Here is a 17,548-nt window from a genome sequence, read left to right as displayed (position 1 = left end):
GTCAGCTCCACTCGAGGCCGCCGCGCCGCCATTCGTAGGCGTACGCGAAGGCGATCGTGGCGATGTAGAGCGTGATGGCCACGAACCCGAACACACCGACCGCGTCGGCGATGACGGCGTACGGGTACATGAACACCAGCTCGATGTCGAACAGGATGAACAGCATCGCCGTGAGGTAGTAGGCGACCGGGACGCGGCCACCACCGACGACCGGCTGCGGCGACGGCTCGATACCGCACTCGTAGGAGTCCAGCTTCGCCCGGTTGAACCGGCGCGGACCGACCAGCGGGGCAGCGGCGACGGAGAACACCGCGAAGCCCGCCGCCAACGCGAACAGCAGGACGAGCGGGAGATAGGGATCGAGCATCCGTTCACCTTCGTGATCGCGCGGTCACCGCCGTTGGTGGTGATCGACAAGCCGGTCGAGGGGACCCTATGTCCGCCACCGTGTGACGAAGAACCCAGGCGAGCCTTACCTGGGAGAGGACGGGGATCACGTGTGATCCGCATCCGTGCTGGTCGCCCCCCTCCACCCACCGTGTCGCGGGTCATGCTTGTGAAAAACTTCACGAACTGGGGAGAGTGTAGGACGTGCCGCCAGGATCCGCGTCGTCGGATCGGGCGAGCGAGGGAACACCTTGCGGCGCACCGGGATCCGCCGCGCAGGCGCCACCCCGTACGAGCCCCGGGACCGGCGCCGGACCGGTACCGGGCCGGTGCCCCGAACCGGTCCGTGCCCGGATCGACCTCGCCGAGGTGCACCTCAGCGCGAATTGTCGATCTTCGTCGAACGCTCGACTGCATCTCGGCGGGGGAACGGGCCGGGTCGTCCCGGCGCGCTCCGGGGCGACGCGCGATACCGGGGGGCGCGTCGCGGGTGCGCAGAGGATCAGGCGGGCTTGGAGGCCCGGTGCAGGGCGACGGCGCCGACGGTGAGGTTGCGCCAGGCGACCCGCTCCCACCCGGCGTCCGCGATCTTCTGCGCGAGCGCGGGCTGGTCCGGCCAGTCCCGGATCGACTCGGCGAGGTACAGGTAGGCCTCGGGGTTCGACGAGACCGTGCGGGCGATCGCCGGCAGCACGTGGCCGAGCACCACGCCCTGGTACAGCGCGCGGAACGGCGCCCAGGTCGGCGTCGAGAACTCGCAGACGACCAGCCGCCCACCGGGCCGGGTCACCCGCGCCATCTCGCGCAGCCCGGCGACCGTGTCGCTGACGTTGCGCAGGCCGAAGGAGATCGTGACGGCGTCGAACGAGCCGTCGGCGAAGGGCAGGTGCAGCGCGTCGGCGGCCACCTTCGGGACGTCCCGGTGCGCGCCGGCGTGCAGCATGCCGAGCGAGAAGTCGGCGGCGACGCACCAGGCGCCGTCCCGGGCGAGCTCGACGGTCGACACGGCGGTGCCGGCGGCGAGGTCGAGGACCCGCTGCCCCGGCTTCAGGTCGAGTGCCCGGCGGGTCTGGGCGCGCCAGTACCGGTCCTGCCCGGCGGACATCGCGGTGTTGGTGAGGTCGTAGCGCCGGGCGACGCCGTCGAACATGGCGGCGACGTCGTGCGGGTCCTTGTCGAGCTCGGCGCGGGGCACGACGACGAGCCTATCTCCCTCCGCGGTGCTCAGCCCCCGAACCGTTCCCGCAGCAGCGCGCGCAGCCCGGCCAGGTACTCGGCCCGCACCCGGGTCGCGGTGGCCGGCCAGTCCCGCTCGGGGATGCTCACTCCGGTCCCGGGCCCGGTGAACGCGCCCATGCCGTGCAGGGCGATCCAGCGGTGGTCGTAGTCGTGCCCGGCGGCGCGGTCCCAGGCGGCGGCGCGGACGACGGCCTGCCGCAGCCGGGCCGGGTCGCCGGACGTCCAGTGGTGCACCGGCCCGCCGAACCGCTCGCGCAGCGCACCGACCGCGGCGGCGGCCGTCGGGTCCGTGCACCGGGCCGCGTCGAACCGGGCGCGGAGCTGCCCCGCGTGGAACCAGGCCGCGGCCTCGGCGGGCTCGCCGGCGGCGACCAGGTTCTCGGACAGGGCGTACAGGACCGGTGGCAGCGCGCGGTGCGGCGCGGCGAGCACGCCGGCCCGCGCCGCGGAGCGGACGGCGGGGCTGCGGTCGAGGAGGCGTCGCATCAGGGTGATCGCCGCCGAGGTGTCCACCTCGGCCAGCTCGCCCTGCGGTGCGACGACGACGGTGCTGTGCATGCGGCCCAGCCTGCGCGGACACCCCGCACCGGCGGATCCGCACGACTACGGAACGCGCACCCCGCACGGGATCACGCCGGCGACGGCGCCCCGAGGGCCGCGAGCATCCCGTCGACGGTGTCCGGCCAGCGGTAGCGCTCGGCCCGGGACCGGGCGTCGGCACGGCGGCCGTCCGGGTCGGCGGCGAGCAGCGTCGTGATCCCCGCGGCGAACGCCTCCGGGGTGTCGGCGGCCGCGTGCTCCCCGCCGACGATCTCGGGGAGGGCGGAGCGTTCCGACACCACCACCGGTGTCCCGCTGGCAAGTGCCTCCAGCGCGGCCAGCCCGAACGTCTCGTGCGGGCCCGGCGCGATCGAGACGTCCGCGGAGGCGAGCAGCGTCGCCAGCCGCGGCCGCTCCCCCACGAAGCCCACGAACGTCACCGGCAGCCCGGCCGCGCGCCGTTCCAGGGCGCCCCGCCGGGGCCCGTCCCCCGCGACGACCAGCCGGACCCGGTGCCCCGCGTCGCGCAGCGCCGCGACGGCGTCGACGCTGCGCTCGGGATGCTTCTCCGGCGACAGCCTGCCCGCGTGCACCAGCAGCGTCTCGGCGCCGGCGGCCAGGTCGCGGCGCAGCGCCGCGTCCCGGTGCCGCGGCGAGAACGTCGCCAGGTCCACCCCGAGCGGCACCCGCCGGACGTTCCCGGCGCCGATCCGATCGAACTCGGCGCGCGCGAACCCGGTGGTGCAGACGACGGTGTCGTACGCCGCGGCCATCCGGGTGTTCGCGCGGTCGGCGAGCACCCGCGCGGGCAGCGAGGGCAGCAGGAACTGGTGCAGCAACCGGTCGAGCCGCTCGTGCGAGACGACGACCGACGCGACCCCGTTCCGCCGCGCCCAGGCCCCCAGCCCGCGCAGGGTGAGCCGGTCGGAGACCTCGATCGCGTCCGGGCGGAGCTGCTCCAGCAGCCGCTGCACCCGCCACGGGTCGACCATCCGGTAGCCGCCGGTGCCCGGGAGCTCGGGTGCGGGCACCGTGATCCGCACCGGCCCGCCGGGCAGCCGGTCGGTGCCCGGGCGCCGGCCGGGCACGACCAGGACGACGTCGTGCCCGCGGGCCGCGTAGCCGGCACCGAGCGCGGTCAGCGCGGTCCGCAGTCCCCCGGATCGGGGTCCGTAGAAGTTCGCCAGCTGGACGATCCGCACCCCGGCCTCCGTCAGGCGGCGGCTGCCCGGTCGGCGACCGGGCGGATCACCTGGCCGTAGTGCGCGAGCAGCTCGTCGCCGACCGCGGTCCAGGTGCGGCGCAGCACCGACTGCCGGGCCGCCGCACCGAACGCCCGGTTGCGGCCGGGCTCGCAGAGCGCGGCGACGGCGGCGACCAGCTCCCGGTCGGCGGCGTCGGTGGCGGGGTCGCCGGGCTCGCCGCCGTCCGGCCGGGGCGCGACGAGGTAGCCGGTCCGGCCCGGCAGGACGAGGTCGCGCGGCCCGCCGGCGTCCGGTGCGACGACCGGGACCCCGGACGCGAGCGCCTCCTGCACCGCCTGGCAGAACGTCTCCGCCTGCCCGGTGTGGACGAACACGTCGAGGCTGGCGTAGATCTCGGCGAGCTCGTCACCGCCGCGGTGCCCGAGGAACGCCGCCGAGGGCAGCCGCTCCCGCAGCTCCTCCGCGGCGGGCCCGTCCCCGACGACGACGAGCCGCGTCCCCGGGAGGTCCCCCAGCACCGCGAGCCGCTCGACCTGCTTCTCCGGGGCGAGCCGGCCGACGAAGCCGACCAGCCGCTCCCCGTGCGGTGCCAGCTCGGCACGCCACGCCGCGCTGCGCCGGGACGGCGTGAACCGGCGGGTGTCGACGCCACGGGCCCACTGGTGCACCCGCGGGACCCCGCGCTCCCGCAGCGCACCGGTCGCCCAGCTGGACGGGGCGAGCGTGCGGTCGGCCAGCGAGTGCAGCCGGCACGTCCAGCGCCAGGCGGCCCGTGCGGTCAGGCCGAGGCCGTAGGAGGAGGCGAACCCGGCCACGTCGGTCTGGTAGATCGCGACGGTGGGGATGCCGAGCCGTCGTGCGGCCGCCAGCCCGCGCGCGCCGACGACGAACGGCGCGGCGAGGTGGACGACGTCCGGCCGGAAGGCCCGCAGCGTCGTGAGCACCCGGCGGCTCGGGACCCCGACCGGCATCGAGTTGACCACCGGCAGCTCGACGGCCGGGATCCGGACCACCGGGACACCGTCGTGCTCGGCGGGCTCACCGGTCCCGGGGGCGATCACGAGGACGTCGTGACCTCCGGCACGCAGGTGCTCGCACACCCGCAGGACCGAGTTGGTGACGCCGTTGACCACCGGCAGGAAGCATTCCGAGACGATTGCGACGCGCACGGGGAGACAGTGCTCGCGGCGGGACGCCCCGCCGGGTCCACCGCATGATCGGCGGCCCAACCCTCGGCGAACATCGGGTGGGGCCGACCCGAGTTGGCGTGCCCGGCACAGGGGCGTCACCTCGCGGTCGCGGACGGGTCATCCCCCGCCCGGACACTCGGCGCACATGACGGCCGTCCCGCACACCACCCCGTCCGCGCGCCCGGTGGACCCGGCGCTGCTCTCCCGCGCCCTGGAGACCGCAGGACGGCTGGCCAACGACGCCGCCGAGGTCATCACGGCCATGCTCGGCCGGGAACACGGCGGCGAGGTCAAGGCCAACCCGTTCGACTGGGTCACCGACACCGACCGGACCCTCGAGCGGCACACCCGCCGGGTGCTGGCCGCGGAGTTCCCCGGCCACCCGGTCGTCGGCGAGGAGTACGGCGCCGACGCCGGTGCCGCGGAGGCACCGCTGCGCTGGGTGGTCGACCCGGTGGACGGGACCGCGAACTACGTGGCCGGGCTGCCGTGGTGCGCGTACAGCCTGGCGCTGGTGGACGGGGACGGGCCGGCCGTCGGCGTCGTCGCGGATCCGGGGCGGGGGCAGATCTACGCCGCGGCCCGCGGGCGCGGCTTCCGGGCGAACGGGGTCCCGGTGCCGGCGCCGGGGGCGACCCGGCTGGCCGGTTCCCTGGTGTGCGCCGAGGACCCGGACGCCGGCTTCGTCGCCCGCTGCCGCGCCGCGCACGCCGGGGTGCGCGTGCTCGGGTCGGCCGCGCTGGCGATCACGCAGGTGGCGCTGGGGCACGCCGTCGCCGCGGTGCTCACCCGCTACCACGAGTGGGACGTCGCCGGCGCGCTCTGCCTGGCCGCCGAGGCGGGCGCGCTGGTGCTGGACCGGGACGGCCGGTCCGCGCCGATGCCCGAGGGCGGGCTGCTCGTCGTCGCCCCGCAGGTGGCCGCGGAGGTGTGCGCGCTCTGGCGGCCCTGACGGACCGTCACGGGTCGGGCGAGGCGCAGTCAGGCGGCGCGGTCGCGGCGCCGGCGCAGGGCCACGTGGAGCGGGCCGAGCACCACCCAGACGGCCGCGATCCCGCCGGCGACCGGGAGGACGCCGTCGAGGGCGGTCCGGCCCGCGACCCGCACCCGGGTCGGCTCGGTGATGTCGTACTCGACGTAGATGTTCTGGCCCGGGGTCAGGCCGGCCGGGTAGGAGATCCCGGAGCCGGGGGTCTGCAGCCGTCCCTCGTGGTCGACGAACCGGACGACCGAGCGCCAGTAGCTCGAGCCGTCCAGCACCGTGGCGGCGGTGGTGGCCCGGTGGGCGTCGATCCGGATGTCGTCGAGGAACGCCCCGCCGAGCGCGATCAACCCGAGCAGGGTGAGCGTGACCCCGATCCCCGCGACGATCTCCGGCACGCGGTAGCGCACCCGGCCCAGCAGGCGGCTCGCGGCCGCCCGGGTCTCGGTCAGGACGTCGCCGGTCGGACTGGTCACGACGCGCCAGTCTAGGCGGCGCGCACCCGGGTGTGTCCGGGACCTCGCCGCGCGGCCGGGCACCGTTGCCTACCCTCGGGAGCGTGACTGTCGCACCGGCCGCCAGCGCTCTGCGCGTCCGTACGCGCCCGCTGCGGCTCGACGGACCCCTCCTGGACGTGCTCCCCGGCGACGCCGGCGCGCTGTCCTGGGTGCGCGGCGGCGAGGGTCTGGTCGGCTGGGGAGAGACCGCCCGGTTCACCGCGTCCGGGCCCGGCCGGCTCGCCGAGGCGGACCGCTGGTGGCGCACGGTGGTGTCCGGCGTGGACGTGCGGGACGACGTCGGGCTGCCCGGCACCGGGGCCGTCGCGTTCGCCTCCTTCACCTTCGACGACGACGCACCCGGCTCGGTGCTGGTGGTGCCGCGGGTGGTCGTCGGGCGGCGTGGCCGCCGGGCCTGGGTCACCGAGATCACCACGGCCGACGCACCGGCTGCGGACGCGGTGCTGCCGGCGCCGTCCCCGGTCCGGCCCGGCGGCCGGCTGCGCTACGCGGACGGTGACGTTCCCGCGCACCGCTACCGCGGCGCCGTCGCCGAGGCGGTGCGCCGGATGCGGGCCGGGGAGCTGGAGAAGATCGTGCTCGCGCACGACCTGCTCGCGCGCGCCGACACCCCCCTCGACCCGCGGTTCCTGCTGCACGGCCTGGCGCAGCGGTACCCGACCTGCTGGAGCTTCGCCGTCGACGGGCTGGTGGGGGCGACCCCGGAGCTGCTGCTGCGGCTCGACGGGTGGACGGTCGAGTCCCGGGTGCTCGCCGGGACCGCGTGGCCGGGCTCCGGGGGGTCCGATGTGGGCGCCGCGCTGGCCGGGTCCGCAAAGGACCGCCGCGAGCACGCCTACGCCGTCGACTCGCTCGCCGACTCGCTGCGCCCGCTGGTGGCCGACATCGAGGTCCCGGACGCGCCGTCGGTGCTGACCCTGCCCAACGTGTCCCACCTGGCCAGCGACGTCCGGGCCCGGCTCGACCCGGCGCGGCCGGCGTCGCTGCTGACCCTGGTCGAGGCGGTGCACCCGACCGCGGCCGTCGGCGGGACCCCGACCCCGGACGCGACCGCGCTCATCGCCGAGATCGAGGGCCTCGACCGCGGCCGCTACGCCGGCCCGGTCGGGTACGTCGACGCCGACGGCGGCGGGGAGATGGGCATCGCCCTGCGCTGCGCCGAGCTGGACGGGTGCACGGCCCGGTTGTTCGCGGGCTGCGGGATCGTCGCGGACTCCGACCCGGACGCCGAGGTGCGGGAGGCCGCCGCCAAGATGCGCGCCGTGAGGGACGCCCTGGCCGGCTGACCCCCGGCCGCGCGCGGGCCGGCGGCGCGCTCGCGCCGGGCGCGCGAACCGGGCCGGGCTCATCCGGCAGCGCCCGGACGGGACCGCGCCGGGGCCGGGGCCGCGCTCCGGCCGACCCGCGCTCAGGCCAGGGCGGCGGCGACCGTGCGGCGCAGGGCCGCGTGCGCGTCGCGCAGCCCGGAGCGGGCCGCGGCCACGCGGACCAGCCGACGGCCCGAGCCCGGCCACGCGGCCAGCTCGGCCGGGTCCCCGGTCCAGTCGGCGGCCGCCCAGCCGGTGGCCCGGGCGAGCCCGAGCAGGTCGACCCCGGTGGGCGTCCCGAAGACCCGCTCGAAGGCGTGCGCGTGCTCCGGACCGCCCTGTTCGAGCAGGTGGAAGATGCCGCCGCCGTCGTCGTCGAGCACGACCACCGTGAGGTCCGGGTCCGGTTCGGCCGGCCCGCCGCCCACCAGCCCGGTCGTGTCGTGCAGCAGCGTGAGGTCGCCGAGCAGCAGGGTCGTCGGCCCGTCGTGCGCCAGGGCCGCGCCGGCGGCCGTCGACACGGTCCCGTCGATGCCGGCCACCCCGCGGTTCGCGCGGACGACCAGGCCGTCGCGGGGTGCGGCGGCGAGCGCCACGTCGCGCACCGGGTTGGAGGAGCCGAGCACCAGCTGCCCGCCGTCCGGCTGGGCCCGGACCAGGTCGCGGGCCAGCCGCAGGCCGGGGGCGCCGTCGGCGGTGCCGTCGTCGAGGGCGGTGTCGAGGGCCTTCGCCGCGGTCCGGTCGGCCGCGCTCCACGCCCACGTCCAGTCGTCGGGCGGGGTCAGGTGGGGCAGCGAGCCCACGGCGCGCACCGTGCCCGGCACGTCGGTCCACGGTGCCCCGTGCGGCCCCGGATCGGCGTGGACGGCGACGGCGGGGTCGGCGAGCAGCGCGGCCACCGCCCGGTGCAGCGTCGGCCGGCCCAGCACCACGACCTGCGACGGCCGCAGCTCCGGCCGGTCCAGCAGCCAGGGCCCGCTGCGCAGGGCGTGCGGCCACCAGCCCGACGACGGCTCCGCGACCAGCGGTGCGCCGCCGAGGCGTGCCGGGTCCGCGGCGGGCCCGCCCGAACCGGCGATCACCAGCGTGCGGGCCGCCGGGTCGAGCGGCAGTGGCGGCAGGGACCGGACCGGGGGCGGCACGGCCGTCCAGGGTTCCCCGCCGTCGCGGCCGGGCGGGACGCCGGGTCCGAGCAGGTCGGAGCCCGGCGCAGCATCCTCGGTCTCCGGGACGAGCGGCTCGGTGTAGGGCAGGTCGAGGTGCACCGGGCCGGGGGCGCCGGACCCCGTGCCCGCCGCGGCGGCCAGCACCCGGGCCACCGTGGCCCGCCACCGCCGCACCTCGGCGTCGGTCACCGCGCCGGGCACCGCGAGCGAACCCGACCAGCGCACGGCCGGCCCGAACAGGCCGGACTGCGCGATCGTCTGGCTGGCCCCGGTCCCGACCAGCTCGGGCGGCCGGTCGGCGGTCAGCGCGAGCAGCGGCACGCCGGCGTGGGCGGCCTCGAGGACCGCGGGGTGCAGGTTCGCCACCGCCGTCCCGGACGTGACGACCACCGGGACCGGGCGCCCGGAGGCCAGGGACAGCCCGAGCGCGAGGAAGCCCGCCGCGCGCTCGTCGGTCCGGACGTGCAGCCCGACCAGCCCGAGCTCCTCGGCGCGGGCCAGCGCGAGCGCGGGCGGCGCGTTGCGCGAGCCCGGGCACAGGACCGCGTCGGTGACACCGGCGCGGACCAGCTCGTCCACGAGGACGCGAGCCTGGGCGGTGGAGCCGTTCACACGGTCCAGCGTAGGTCGTGACCGGTCGGGCGGGCCCCGACCCTCCTACGCATTCACGGGGTCAGGTACTCGAACACGGCCGCCGCGGTGGCGCCCGGCAACCGCGCCGCGGCCCGCTCCGCCTCGGCGCGCAGGAACGTGTCCGGGTCGGCCATCGGTCCGGACAGCCCGGCCAGGTACTGCTCGTGCGCCCGCAGCGACGCGACCGCCGCGTCGATGTGGTCGGAGATGTCGACGGCGTGCCGGGCCCGCGGCGACCCGGCGAGCGCGACGCCGTGCACACCGGCCCACGGCTCGCCGCCGATACCGGGGAAGATCCACCGGTTCGCCGCGTCCCGGACGGCGTCGATCACGGCCCGCCCGACCGCGATGTGATCGGCCTGGTTGAGGAAGCGGCCCTCGGCGTCCCAGGCCTCCCGGTGGTTCCCGGTGACGACGAGCTGCGGCCGGTGCCGGCGGATCCCCGCGGCGATGTCGCGGCGCAGCGCGGTCGAGTACTCGACGAGCCCGTCGGGGTGGTCGAGGAACTCGCACACCTCGACGCCCACGGCCGCGCACGCCACCCGCTGCTCGACCTCCCGGACGCGGGCGCACTCGTCGGGACGCAGCGAGTCGATCCCCGCCTCGCCGCGGGTCACGAGCAGGTAGGCGACCTGCTTGCCCTGCGCGGTCCAGCGCGCGACGGCCCCGGAGCCGCCGTACTCCATGTCGTCGGGGTGGGCGACGACGACCAGCACCCGGTCGGCGTCCTCGGGCAACGGCAGGTACTCGTCGTCGGCCATGCCGGACAGTCTGGCCCGGCGCTCCGGCACCCGTGCGGCCGGGGAACGTCTCGGTCGGGTCACCGATATGGCCGGAAGGGGTGAAATGCACCACCCTGACGACATACGGTGACGGAACCGAACCGAGCACCAGCCGCCACGAGGGGGACTCCGTGTCCGACAGGCACACCGGCGACATCCCAGGACGGGGGAGCTCCGGGCGAGCGTCCACGTCCGACCGTCCCACGCCGATCGGGCGGGTGGTCGCGGCCAGCATGCTCGGCACGACGGTCGAGTGGTACGACTACTTCCTCTACGGCGTCGCCGCGGCGCTGGTGTTCCCGCAGGTGTTCTTCCCCGATTCCGACGGCGCCACCGGGACGCTGCTCGCGCTCGGCACGTTCGCGGTCGGCTTCGTCGCCCGGCCGGTGGGCGGCCTGGTGTTCGGCCACTACGGCGACAAGATCGGCCGCAAGAAGCTGCTGGTCATCTCGCTGCTCATGATGGGCCTGTCGACGTTCGCGATCGGCCTGCTGCCCGGTTACGCCACCATCGGGTTCGCCGCACCGCTCCTGCTGGTCCTGCTGCGACTGGCCCAGGGCTTCGCGCTCGGCGGCGAGTGGGGTGGCGCCGTGCTCATCGTCTCCGAGCACGGCAGGCCCGAGCACCGCGGGTTCTGGGCCAGCTGGCCGCAGGCCGGTGCGCCGGCCGGACAGCTGCTGGCGAACGGGCTGCTCGCGATCATGGCGCTGGTGCAGTCGGAGGAGGCGTTCCAGGCCTGGGGCTGGCGGATCCCGTTCCTGCTCTCCGCGGTGCTGGTGTTCATCGGCCTGTACGTGCGGCTCGCCGTCGAGGAGTCCCCGGTGTTCCGGGACGCCCAGGCGAGGGCCGCCGCCCGGGCCGCGGCCGGCGAGAAGGACGCGATGCCGATCGTCGACGTCCTCCGGCAGTACCCGCGCGAGGTGCTCACGGCGATGGGGGCCCGGTTCGCCGAGAACGTCTCGTACTACATCTTCACGATCGTCATCTCGACGTACGTGACCCGGCAGCTCGACCTGTCGTCGTCGTTCGTGCTGGGCGCGGTGCTGATCGGCGCCGCCGTGCACCTGGTGACGACGCCGGTGTGGGGCGCGATCTCGGACCGGGTCGGCCGCAAGCCGGTCTACCTGTTCGGTGCGGCCGGCGTCGGCATCTGGGCGTTCGCGTTCTTCTTCCTCGTCGACACGAGGAACTTCGCGCTCACCGCGGTCGCCGTGACCGTCGGGCTGGTGCTGCACGGCGCCATGTACGGCCCGCAGGCCGCGTTCCTGTCCGAGCTGTTCGGCACCAAGGTCCGCTACTCGGGCGTCTCCATCGGCTACCAGCTGGCGTCGGTGTTCGCCGGCGGCCTCGCCCCGGTGATCGCGGTGTCCCTGCTGACCGCCACCGGCACCGGCTACGCGATCGCCGGCTACATCGCGGCCTGCTCGGTGCTGACGATCATCGCCGTCGCCCTGTACGCCGAGACCCGGACCCGCCGGCTCGACGAGGACCACGCGCTGCGGCAGGGCTGATCCCGGGGACTCCGGCGAGCACGACCTCGGCGGCGGGGACCGCCGGAGTAGCGTTGCGCCCGACATGAGCGCGACCCTGCACGTGACGGGCCTGGCCGCCGGCCACGGCGACCGCACCCTGTTCTCCGGCCTGGACCTCGTCGTCGCCCCCGGCGACGTGATCGGCCTGGTCGGCGCCAACGGCGCCGGCAAGTCCACCCTGCTGTCGGTCCTGGCCGGCAGCCGGTCCCCGGACGCCGGCCGGCTGACGCTCGCCCCGCCGGACGCCACGGTCGGGCACCTGCCGCAGGAGCCGGACCGGCGCGCCGGGGAGACGGTCGCGAGCTTCCTCGCCCGGCGCACCGGCGTCGCCGCCGTACAGTCCACGATGGACGCCGCTGCGGAGGGCCTGGCGGCCGGGGCGGACGGCGCGGGCGAGGCGTACGCGGCCGCCCTGGACCGCTGGCTCGCGCTCGGCGGCGCCGACCTGGACGAGCGCGCCACCGAGGTCCTGCGCGAGGTGGGTCTGACCGCGGGCCCGGACACGGCCATGACCGCGCTCTCCGGCGGGCAGGCCGCCCGGGCGAACCTGGCCGCGCTGCTGCTGTCCCGGTACGACCTGCTGCTGCTCGACGAGCCCACCAACGACCTGGACCTCGACGGGCTGGACCGCCTCGAGCGGTTCGTCACCGGCCTCGCCCGGCAGGGCACCCCGACCGTGCTCGTCAGCCACGACCGGGAGTTCCTGTCCCGCACCGTGAACCGGATCGTCGAGCTGGACCGTGCCCAGCAGTCCATCGGGATCTACGACGGCGGCTACGACGCCTACCTGACCGAGCGGGAGCGGGCCCGCCGGCACGCCCGCGAGGACTACGAGGAGTACGCCGACAAGCTCGACGCGCTCAAGCAGCGGGCCGTCATGCAGCGGAACTGGATGGCGCAGGGCGTCCGCAACGCGCGTCGCAAGACCAAGGACCCGGACAAGAACGTCCGGGCGCTGCGGGCCGAGTCCAGCGAGAAGCAGGCCGCGAAGGCCCGGCAGACCGAGCGGGCGATCGAGCGGCTGACCGTCGTCGAGGAGCCCCGCAAGGAGTGGGAGCTCCGGATGACGATCGCGTCGGCGCCCCGCTCGGGCACCGTCGTGGCGCGGGCCGACGGCGCGGTCGTGCGGCGCGGCGAGTTCGTGCTCGGCCCGGTGACCGCGCAGGTCGAGTGGGCCGACCGGGTGGTGGTGACCGGCGGGAACGGGGCCGGGAAGTCGACGCTGCTGGGGATGCTGCTCGGCCGGGTCCGGCCGGACTCGGGGAGCGCGGGGCTCGGGTCCGGGGTCGTCGCCGGGGAGATCGACCAGGTCCGCGGCGCGTTCCTCGGGGAGCGGACCCTGCTGCGGGCGTTCGGCGAGCAGGTGCCGGACTGGCCGGAGTCGGAGGTCCGGACCCTGCTGGCCAAGTTCGGGCTGGGCGCGGACCAGGTGCTGCGCCCGGCGTCGTCACTGTCCCCGGGCGAGCGGACCCGGGCCGGGCTGGCGCTGCTGCAAGCCCGCGGGGTGAACCTGCTGGTGCTCGACGAGCCGACCAACCACCTCGACCTGCCCGCGATCGAGCAGCTCGAACGGGCCGTCGACGCGTTCGGGGGAACCGTCCTGCTCGTCACCCACGACCGGCGGATGCTCGACACGGTCCGTTCCACCCGCCGCTGGGAGGTGCGCGACGGCGCGGTCGTCGAACGCTGACGGCGTCGACACACCGATGGCCCCCGGTCCGGCGGGACCGAGGGCCATCGGTGGAAAGGAGTGGGTGGGTGGACGCCCGGTCAGGCCTGCTCGGGCTCGACGGCGTCGGACTGCGCGACGATGGCGAAGCGCAGCTCCTGCTCGCCGCCGTCGGTCTGGACCGGCTGCACGTCGAGGACCTTGTCGTCCAGGATCTGGGCCGCGCCCGGCTCCAGGAAGACGGCGATGCCCTCGCCCCGCAGCACCGTGTCCTGCGCGTCGGCCGACTGCGCGAGTGCGAGCTCCAGCCCCTGCTCCGGGTCCGGCGCGGTGATGCGCAGGCCACCCTCGTCGGGCAGCTCCGCGTCGGTGCTCAGAGTCTTGATCGCCTCGGCGGCGTTCTCCGTGATCGCCAACATTGGCCCCACCGTACGGGCGCCGCGACCGGCGTCCACCGCGGCACCCCCGTGTCGATCTCCATCGGGTGAGCGGTGAGGCCGTGCCCTCCCGGAACGCGCAGTGTGACGTGCGCCATAGCGCTCGTGAGTGGTTGCGCGGGCCCTGGCCCGCGCAACCACTCACGAGGCGTCAGCCGAAGGTGTCCGGGTCCGGGCCGAGGCGGCGGCCGGCGTCCAGCTTCTCGATCGCGGCCACGTCGGCGTCGGACAGCGCGAAGTCGAAGATCTCGAAGTTCTCCCGGATCCGGCCCGGGTCGCCCGACTTCGGGAAGACGACGTTGCCGAGCTGGATGTGCCAGCGGAGCACCACCTGGGCGGGGGTCTTGCCGTACGTGGCGGCCAGCTCCTTCAGCTCCGGCGCCTCCAGCAGCCCCTTGCCCTGGCCGATCGGGCTCCAGGCCTCCGTGGCGATGTCGTGCTGCTGGTGGTACTCGCGCAGCTCCCGCTGGACCAGGTTCGGGTGGAACTCGATCTGGTTGACCGCCGGCACCGTCGACGTCTCCCGCGCGAGCCGCTCCAGGTGCGGGATCTGGAAGTTCGAGACGCCGATCGAGCGGGCCTTGCCGGAGGCCAGCGCGTCCTCGAAGCCCTGCCAGGTCTCGACGTAGCGGTCGTCGTGCGGCCGCGGCCAGTGGATCAGGTACAGGTCGACGTGGTCGAGGCCGAGCCGGGTGAGGCTCTCGTCGAGGCGGCGCACGGCCTCCTCGCGGCCGTGCCCGTCGTTCGCGAGCTTGGTGGTGATCCACAGCTCGTCCCGGGGGATGCCCGAGTCGGCGATCGCCTTCCCGACGCCCTCCTCGTTGCCGTACATCTGCGCGGTGTCGATGTGCCGGTAGCCCACGTCGAAGGCGGCCGTCACCTTCTCCGCGGTGCGGCCGGGCTCGATCTGGAACACGCCGAACCCGAGCTGCGGGATCTCCCTGCCGTCGTTCAGCTTGATGGTGGGAACAGCCATGTTCCCTGTCTACCCGTGCCGCCGGGATCGCATGCGCCGGCCCCGGCCGGTCAGCCGGGCCGCAGGGCGCGCGCCGCGATCTGGGCCAGGTGGACCGGTTCGCGTTCGCCGGCCTGCCGGACCTGGGTGCGGCAGGAGTAGCCGTCGGCGAGCAGCGCGACCGCGTCGTCGGCGGACCGGACCGCGGGCAGCAGGGCACGCTCGGCGCAGGCCATCGAGATGTCGTAGTGGCCGTCCTCGAACCCGAAGTTGCCGGCCAGGCCGCAGCAGCCCGAGTCGAGCACGGTCGCGTCCACGCCGAGGGCCGCGAGCACCGCGCGGTCCGGCTCGCTGCCGAGCTCGGCGTGCTGGTGGCAGTGGATCTGCACCAGCGCGGCGCCGTTGCCCTCGCCTGCGGCGGCGGACAGCTCGTCGGTGTGCCGGGCGAGCAGCTCCGCGAACGTCGACACCTGCCGGGCGAGCAGCGGCACCCGTGGCTCGTCCGGGAGCAGCTCCGCGGCGTCGGAGCGCAGCGCCGCCGTGCAGGACGGCTCCAGCCCGACGACCGGGATGCCGGCGTCGAGGGCCGGCCCGATGGCGCGCAGGCTGCGCGCCAGCACCCGGCGGGCCGCGGTGACCTGCCCGGTCGAGGTCCAGGTCAGCCCGCAGCAGACGGTGCGCGGCGGCAGTTGCACCCGGTAGCCGAGTCCGGTGAGGACGGCGACGGCGTCCGCGGCGATGTCCGGGTCGAAGTGGTCGGTGAACGTGTCGGTCCACAGCAGCAGCGGGCCACGACTGCCCGGCTCGACGCCGAGGTCGGGCACCGGCGACATCGCCGGCCCGCGGGCGGCCCGCGCGGTGTAGGTCTCCCGGGCGATCGGCGGGATCGCGCGGCGGGCGTCGATCCCGCCGGCCTTCTTCGCGACCTTCGCCAGCAGCGGCACCCGGGACAGCCGGTTGATGCCGTCGACGGCGGCCGCGGGCAGCGCCCCGACGACCCGCAGCCAGCGGGGCAGCGCCCCCATCGAGTAGTGCGAGCGCGGCCGCAGCCTGCGGTGGTAGCGGTGCGCGAGGAACTCGGTCTTGTACGCGGCCATGTCGACCCCGACCGGGCAGTCGGACTTGCAGCCCTTGCAGGACAGGCACAGGTCCAGCGACTCGGCGACCTCGTCGGACCGCCAGCCGTCGGTGATGATCTCGCCGCTGGCCATCTCGAACAGCAGCCGGGCCCGGCCGCGGGTGGAGTGCTTCTCCTCGCCGGTGACGTTCCAGCTCGGGCACATCACCCCGGAACCGGTGTCGATCGCGCACTTGCCCACGCCGAGGCAGCGCCGGGTGGCGCGGTGGAACGAGCCGCGGTCGTGGCCGAACGCCAGCTTCGGCTCGTCGGGCATGGTGGGCATGCCGAGCTGGACCCGCAGGTTCTCGTCCATCGTCGCCGGGCGGACCACCCGGCCCGGGTTCATCCGGTCGTCCGGGTCCCAGATCTCCTTGAACCGCTCGAACCCGGCGATGATCTGCGGCGGGTACATCCGGGGCAGCAGCTCGGCGCGGGCCTGCCCGTCGCCGTGCTCGCCGGACAGCGACCCGCCGTGCGCGACGACCAGGTCCGCGGCGTCGGTCATGAACGCCCGGAAGTTCGCGATTCCCGGCTTCGTCAGCAGGTCGAAGTCGATCCGGACGTGCAGGCAGCCGTCGCCGAAGTGGCCGTAGTAGATGCCCTTGCGGCCGTGGCGCTCCAGCACCTTGTCGAACTCGCGCAGGTAGGCGCCGAACCGCTCCGGCGGGACGGCGGCGTCCTCCCAACCGGGCCAGGCCTCGCCGCCGTCCGGGGAGCGGGTCAGCAGGCCGGCGCCCTCCTCGCGGACCCGCCACAGCGCCGCCATCCGGGCCGGCTCGGAGACCACGACCGCGCCGGTGGTGTAGGGGCGCATCGCGTCGGCGACCGCCTGCGCGGCCGCCTCGGCCGCCGCCCGGGTCTCGCCGCCGGTCTCGACGTAGAGCCAGCCCTCGCCCTCGGGCAGCATCCGGCTCGTCGTCTCGTTCGGCCGCAGCGCCCGCAGCGACGCGATCAGCCCGGCGTCCATCCCCTCGATGGTCAGCGGCCGCTGCTCGCGCACGACCATCACGTGGTCGGCGGCGTGGTAGGCGTCCGGGAAGCCGAGCACGGCCAGCGCCCGCGCGGGCGGCGAGGAGACCAGGTCGACCGTCGCGGACAGGATCGTCGCGCAGGTGCCCTCGGTCCCGACCAGCGCCTTCGCCAGGTTCACGTTGCCGGGGACGAGCTGGTCGAGGTTGTAGCCGGACACCCGCCGGGTGAGTTCGGGGACGTGCGCGGCCACATCGGCGGCCATGCCGGCGCCGAGCGTCCGCAGCGCGTCCGGGATCGGCCCGGTCTCGGTGCCGTCGCCGCCGAGCGTCAGCCGCTCGCCGCGATAGGTCAGGACCTCGAGCGCGCGGACGTTGTCCACGGTCTTGCCCCAGGCCACCGAGTGCGACCCGCAGGCGTTGTTGCCGATCATCCCGCCGATCGAGCAGCGGTTGTGGGTCGACGGGTCCGGGCCGAACGTGAGCCCGTGCGGCTTCCCGGCGTCGCGCACGGCGTCGCACACCGCCCCGGGCTGCACGGTCGCGGTCCGCGCGTCCGGGTCCACCGACAGGATCGCGTCCATGTGCGTGCGGAAGTCGAACGCGACCGCGGTGTTGACCGCCTGCCCGGCGATCGAGGTCCGGGAGCCGACCGGCAGCACCGGCACGTCGTGCGCGCGGCACACCGCCATCGCGGCCTCCACGTCACCCGCGTCCCGGGGGGCGATCACGCCGATCGGGACGCCGCGGTAGTTCGAGGCGTCCGCGGACCACATGGCACGGCTGGCCGCGTCGAACCGGACCTCGCCGCCGATCGCGGCACGCAGGTCGTGCTCCAGGGCGCGGTACGCGGTCGTGGTCGCGCTGTCCGTTCCGCTGCGCGATCCGCTCGTGCTGCTCACCGGTCTCCTCTCGCCG

Annotated in this window: 15 protein-coding genes; 4 read left to right on the top strand and 11 right to left on the bottom strand. The window is 75.6% G+C overall.

Annotated elements, in window-relative coordinates:
• Position 1 precedes the first annotated feature (1 nt).
• The 5 genes from H7X46_RS00870 to H7X46_RS00850 form a co-directional block, all read right to left on the bottom strand.
• Entirely contained in the window at positions 2-367 is a 366-nt protein-coding gene (locus H7X46_RS00870; RefSeq protein ID WP_186357585.1) for an NADH-quinone oxidoreductase subunit A, read from the bottom strand.
• 522 nt (positions 368-889) lie between these two features.
• Positions 890-1,582 (bottom strand): demethylmenaquinone methyltransferase, encoded by a 693-nt coding sequence (locus tag H7X46_RS00865; RefSeq protein WP_186357584.1) that lies wholly within the window; start codon positions 1,580-1,582, stop codon positions 890-892.
• 29 nt (positions 1,583-1,611) lie between these two features.
• Positions 1,612-2,184, bottom strand: a complete 573-nt coding sequence (locus H7X46_RS00860; protein WP_186357583.1) for a hypothetical protein — start codon at positions 2,182-2,184, stop codon at positions 1,612-1,614.
• 71 nt (positions 2,185-2,255) lie between these two features.
• A complete protein-coding gene (locus tag H7X46_RS00855) occupies positions 2,256-3,368 on the bottom strand; it encodes a glycosyltransferase (protein WP_186357582.1) in 1,113 nt (370 codons plus the stop codon).
• Between the two features lie 11 nt (positions 3,369-3,379).
• On the bottom strand, positions 3,380-4,540 hold the full coding sequence (locus tag H7X46_RS00850) for a glycosyltransferase family 1 protein (RefSeq protein ID WP_186357581.1): 1,161 nt from the start codon (positions 4,538-4,540) through the stop codon (positions 3,380-3,382).
• A gap of 166 nt (positions 4,541-4,706) precedes the next feature.
• Here H7X46_RS00850 and H7X46_RS00845 point away from each other — a divergent pair, with 166 nt between their 5' ends.
• Positions 4,707-5,513 carry an inositol monophosphatase gene (locus H7X46_RS00845; protein WP_186357580.1) on the top strand — a complete coding sequence of 269 codons (807 nt, stop codon included), beginning with the start codon at positions 4,707-4,709 and terminating at the stop codon, positions 5,511-5,513.
• Between the two features lie 29 nt (positions 5,514-5,542).
• On the opposite strand, the gene H7X46_RS00840 is transcribed toward H7X46_RS00845, so the two are convergent.
• Positions 5,543-6,019, bottom strand: coding sequence for a DUF3592 domain-containing protein (locus H7X46_RS00840; RefSeq protein WP_186357579.1), 477 nt, complete (start codon positions 6,017-6,019; stop codon positions 5,543-5,545).
• A gap of 83 nt (positions 6,020-6,102) precedes the next feature.
• On the opposite strand from H7X46_RS00840, the gene H7X46_RS00835 reads away from it, so the two are divergent.
• Positions 6,103-7,347 carry a chorismate-binding protein gene (locus H7X46_RS00835; protein WP_186357578.1) on the top strand — a complete coding sequence of 415 codons (1,245 nt, stop codon included), beginning with the start codon at positions 6,103-6,105 and terminating at the stop codon, positions 7,345-7,347.
• Positions 7,348-7,469: 122 nt separating this feature from the next.
• Here the strand turns inward: H7X46_RS00835 and menD are convergent, their stop codons facing one another.
• Together menD and H7X46_RS00825 are read right to left on the bottom strand one after the other, a co-directional pair.
• Positions 7,470-9,146 carry a 2-succinyl-5-enolpyruvyl-6-hydroxy-3-cyclohexene-1-carboxylic-acid synthase gene (menD, locus tag H7X46_RS00830; protein ID WP_186357577.1) on the bottom strand — a complete coding sequence of 559 codons (1,677 nt, stop codon included), beginning with the start codon at positions 9,144-9,146 and terminating at the stop codon, positions 7,470-7,472.
• A 53-nt stretch (positions 9,147-9,199) separates the two neighbouring features.
• Positions 9,200-9,928: a PIG-L deacetylase family protein gene (locus H7X46_RS00825; protein WP_186357576.1), complete on the bottom strand. Its 729-nt coding sequence runs from the start codon at positions 9,926-9,928 to the stop codon at positions 9,200-9,202.
• 254 nt (positions 9,929-10,182) lie between these two features.
• Here H7X46_RS00825 and H7X46_RS00820 point away from each other — a divergent pair, with 254 nt between their 5' ends.
• Positions 10,183-11,460, top strand: coding sequence for an MFS transporter (locus tag H7X46_RS00820; RefSeq protein ID WP_186362361.1), 1,278 nt, complete (start codon positions 10,183-10,185; stop codon positions 11,458-11,460).
• 64 nt (positions 11,461-11,524) lie between these two features.
• Entirely contained in the window at positions 11,525-13,171 is a 1,647-nt protein-coding gene (locus tag H7X46_RS00815) for an ABC-F family ATP-binding cassette domain-containing protein (protein ID WP_186357575.1), read from the top strand.
• Positions 13,172-13,251: 80 nt separating this feature from the next.
• Here the strand turns inward: H7X46_RS00815 and H7X46_RS00810 are convergent, their stop codons facing one another.
• From H7X46_RS00810 to H7X46_RS00800, 3 genes are all read right to left on the bottom strand, one after another.
• Positions 13,252-13,569 (bottom strand): adhesin, encoded by a 318-nt coding sequence (locus H7X46_RS00810; protein WP_186357574.1) that lies wholly within the window; start codon positions 13,567-13,569, stop codon positions 13,252-13,254.
• Between the two features lie 169 nt (positions 13,570-13,738).
• Positions 13,739-14,563 (bottom strand): aldo/keto reductase, encoded by an 825-nt coding sequence (locus tag H7X46_RS00805; protein WP_186357573.1) that lies wholly within the window; start codon positions 14,561-14,563, stop codon positions 13,739-13,741.
• 50 nt (positions 14,564-14,613) lie between these two features.
• Positions 14,614-17,532: an FAD-binding and (Fe-S)-binding domain-containing protein gene (locus H7X46_RS00800; protein WP_370588551.1), complete on the bottom strand. Its 2,919-nt coding sequence runs from the start codon at positions 17,530-17,532 to the stop codon at positions 14,614-14,616.
• Positions 17,533-17,548 lie beyond the last annotated feature (16 nt).

It is taken from the genome of Pseudonocardia sp. C8 (genome assembly GCF_014267175.1).
GTDB lineage: Bacteria > Actinomycetota > Actinomycetes > Mycobacteriales > Pseudonocardiaceae > Pseudonocardia.
The sequence above is the reverse complement of the archived record's forward strand: the minus strand, read 5'-3'. Positions and strand labels throughout refer to the sequence as shown.

Excerpts from the sequence above, each read along its gene's own strand:
- H7X46_RS00805 (WP_186357573.1), bottom strand. The coding sequence starts at position 14,563 with ATGGCTGTTCCCACCATCAAGCTGAACGACGGCAGGGAGATCCCGCAG.
- H7X46_RS00825 (WP_186357576.1), bottom strand. The coding sequence starts at position 9,928 with ATGGCCGACGACGAGTACCTGCCGTTGCCCGAGGACGCCGACCGGGTG.
- H7X46_RS00810 (WP_186357574.1), bottom strand. The coding sequence starts at position 13,569 with ATGTTGGCGATCACGGAGAACGCCGCCGAGGCGATCAAGACTCTGAGC.
- H7X46_RS00860 (WP_186357583.1), bottom strand. The coding sequence starts at position 2,184 with ATGCACAGCACCGTCGTCGTCGCACCGCAGGGCGAGCTGGCCGAGGTG.
- H7X46_RS00870 (WP_186357585.1), bottom strand. The coding sequence starts at position 367 with ATGCTCGATCCCTATCTCCCGCTCGTCCTGCTGTTCGCGTTGGCGGCG.
- H7X46_RS00845 (WP_186357580.1), top strand. The coding sequence starts at position 4,707 with ATGACGGCCGTCCCGCACACCACCCCGTCCGCGCGCCCGGTGGACCCG.
- H7X46_RS00820 (WP_186362361.1), top strand. The coding sequence starts at position 10,183 with ATGCTCGGCACGACGGTCGAGTGGTACGACTACTTCCTCTACGGCGTC.
- H7X46_RS00815 (WP_186357575.1), top strand. The coding sequence starts at position 11,525 with ATGAGCGCGACCCTGCACGTGACGGGCCTGGCCGCCGGCCACGGCGAC.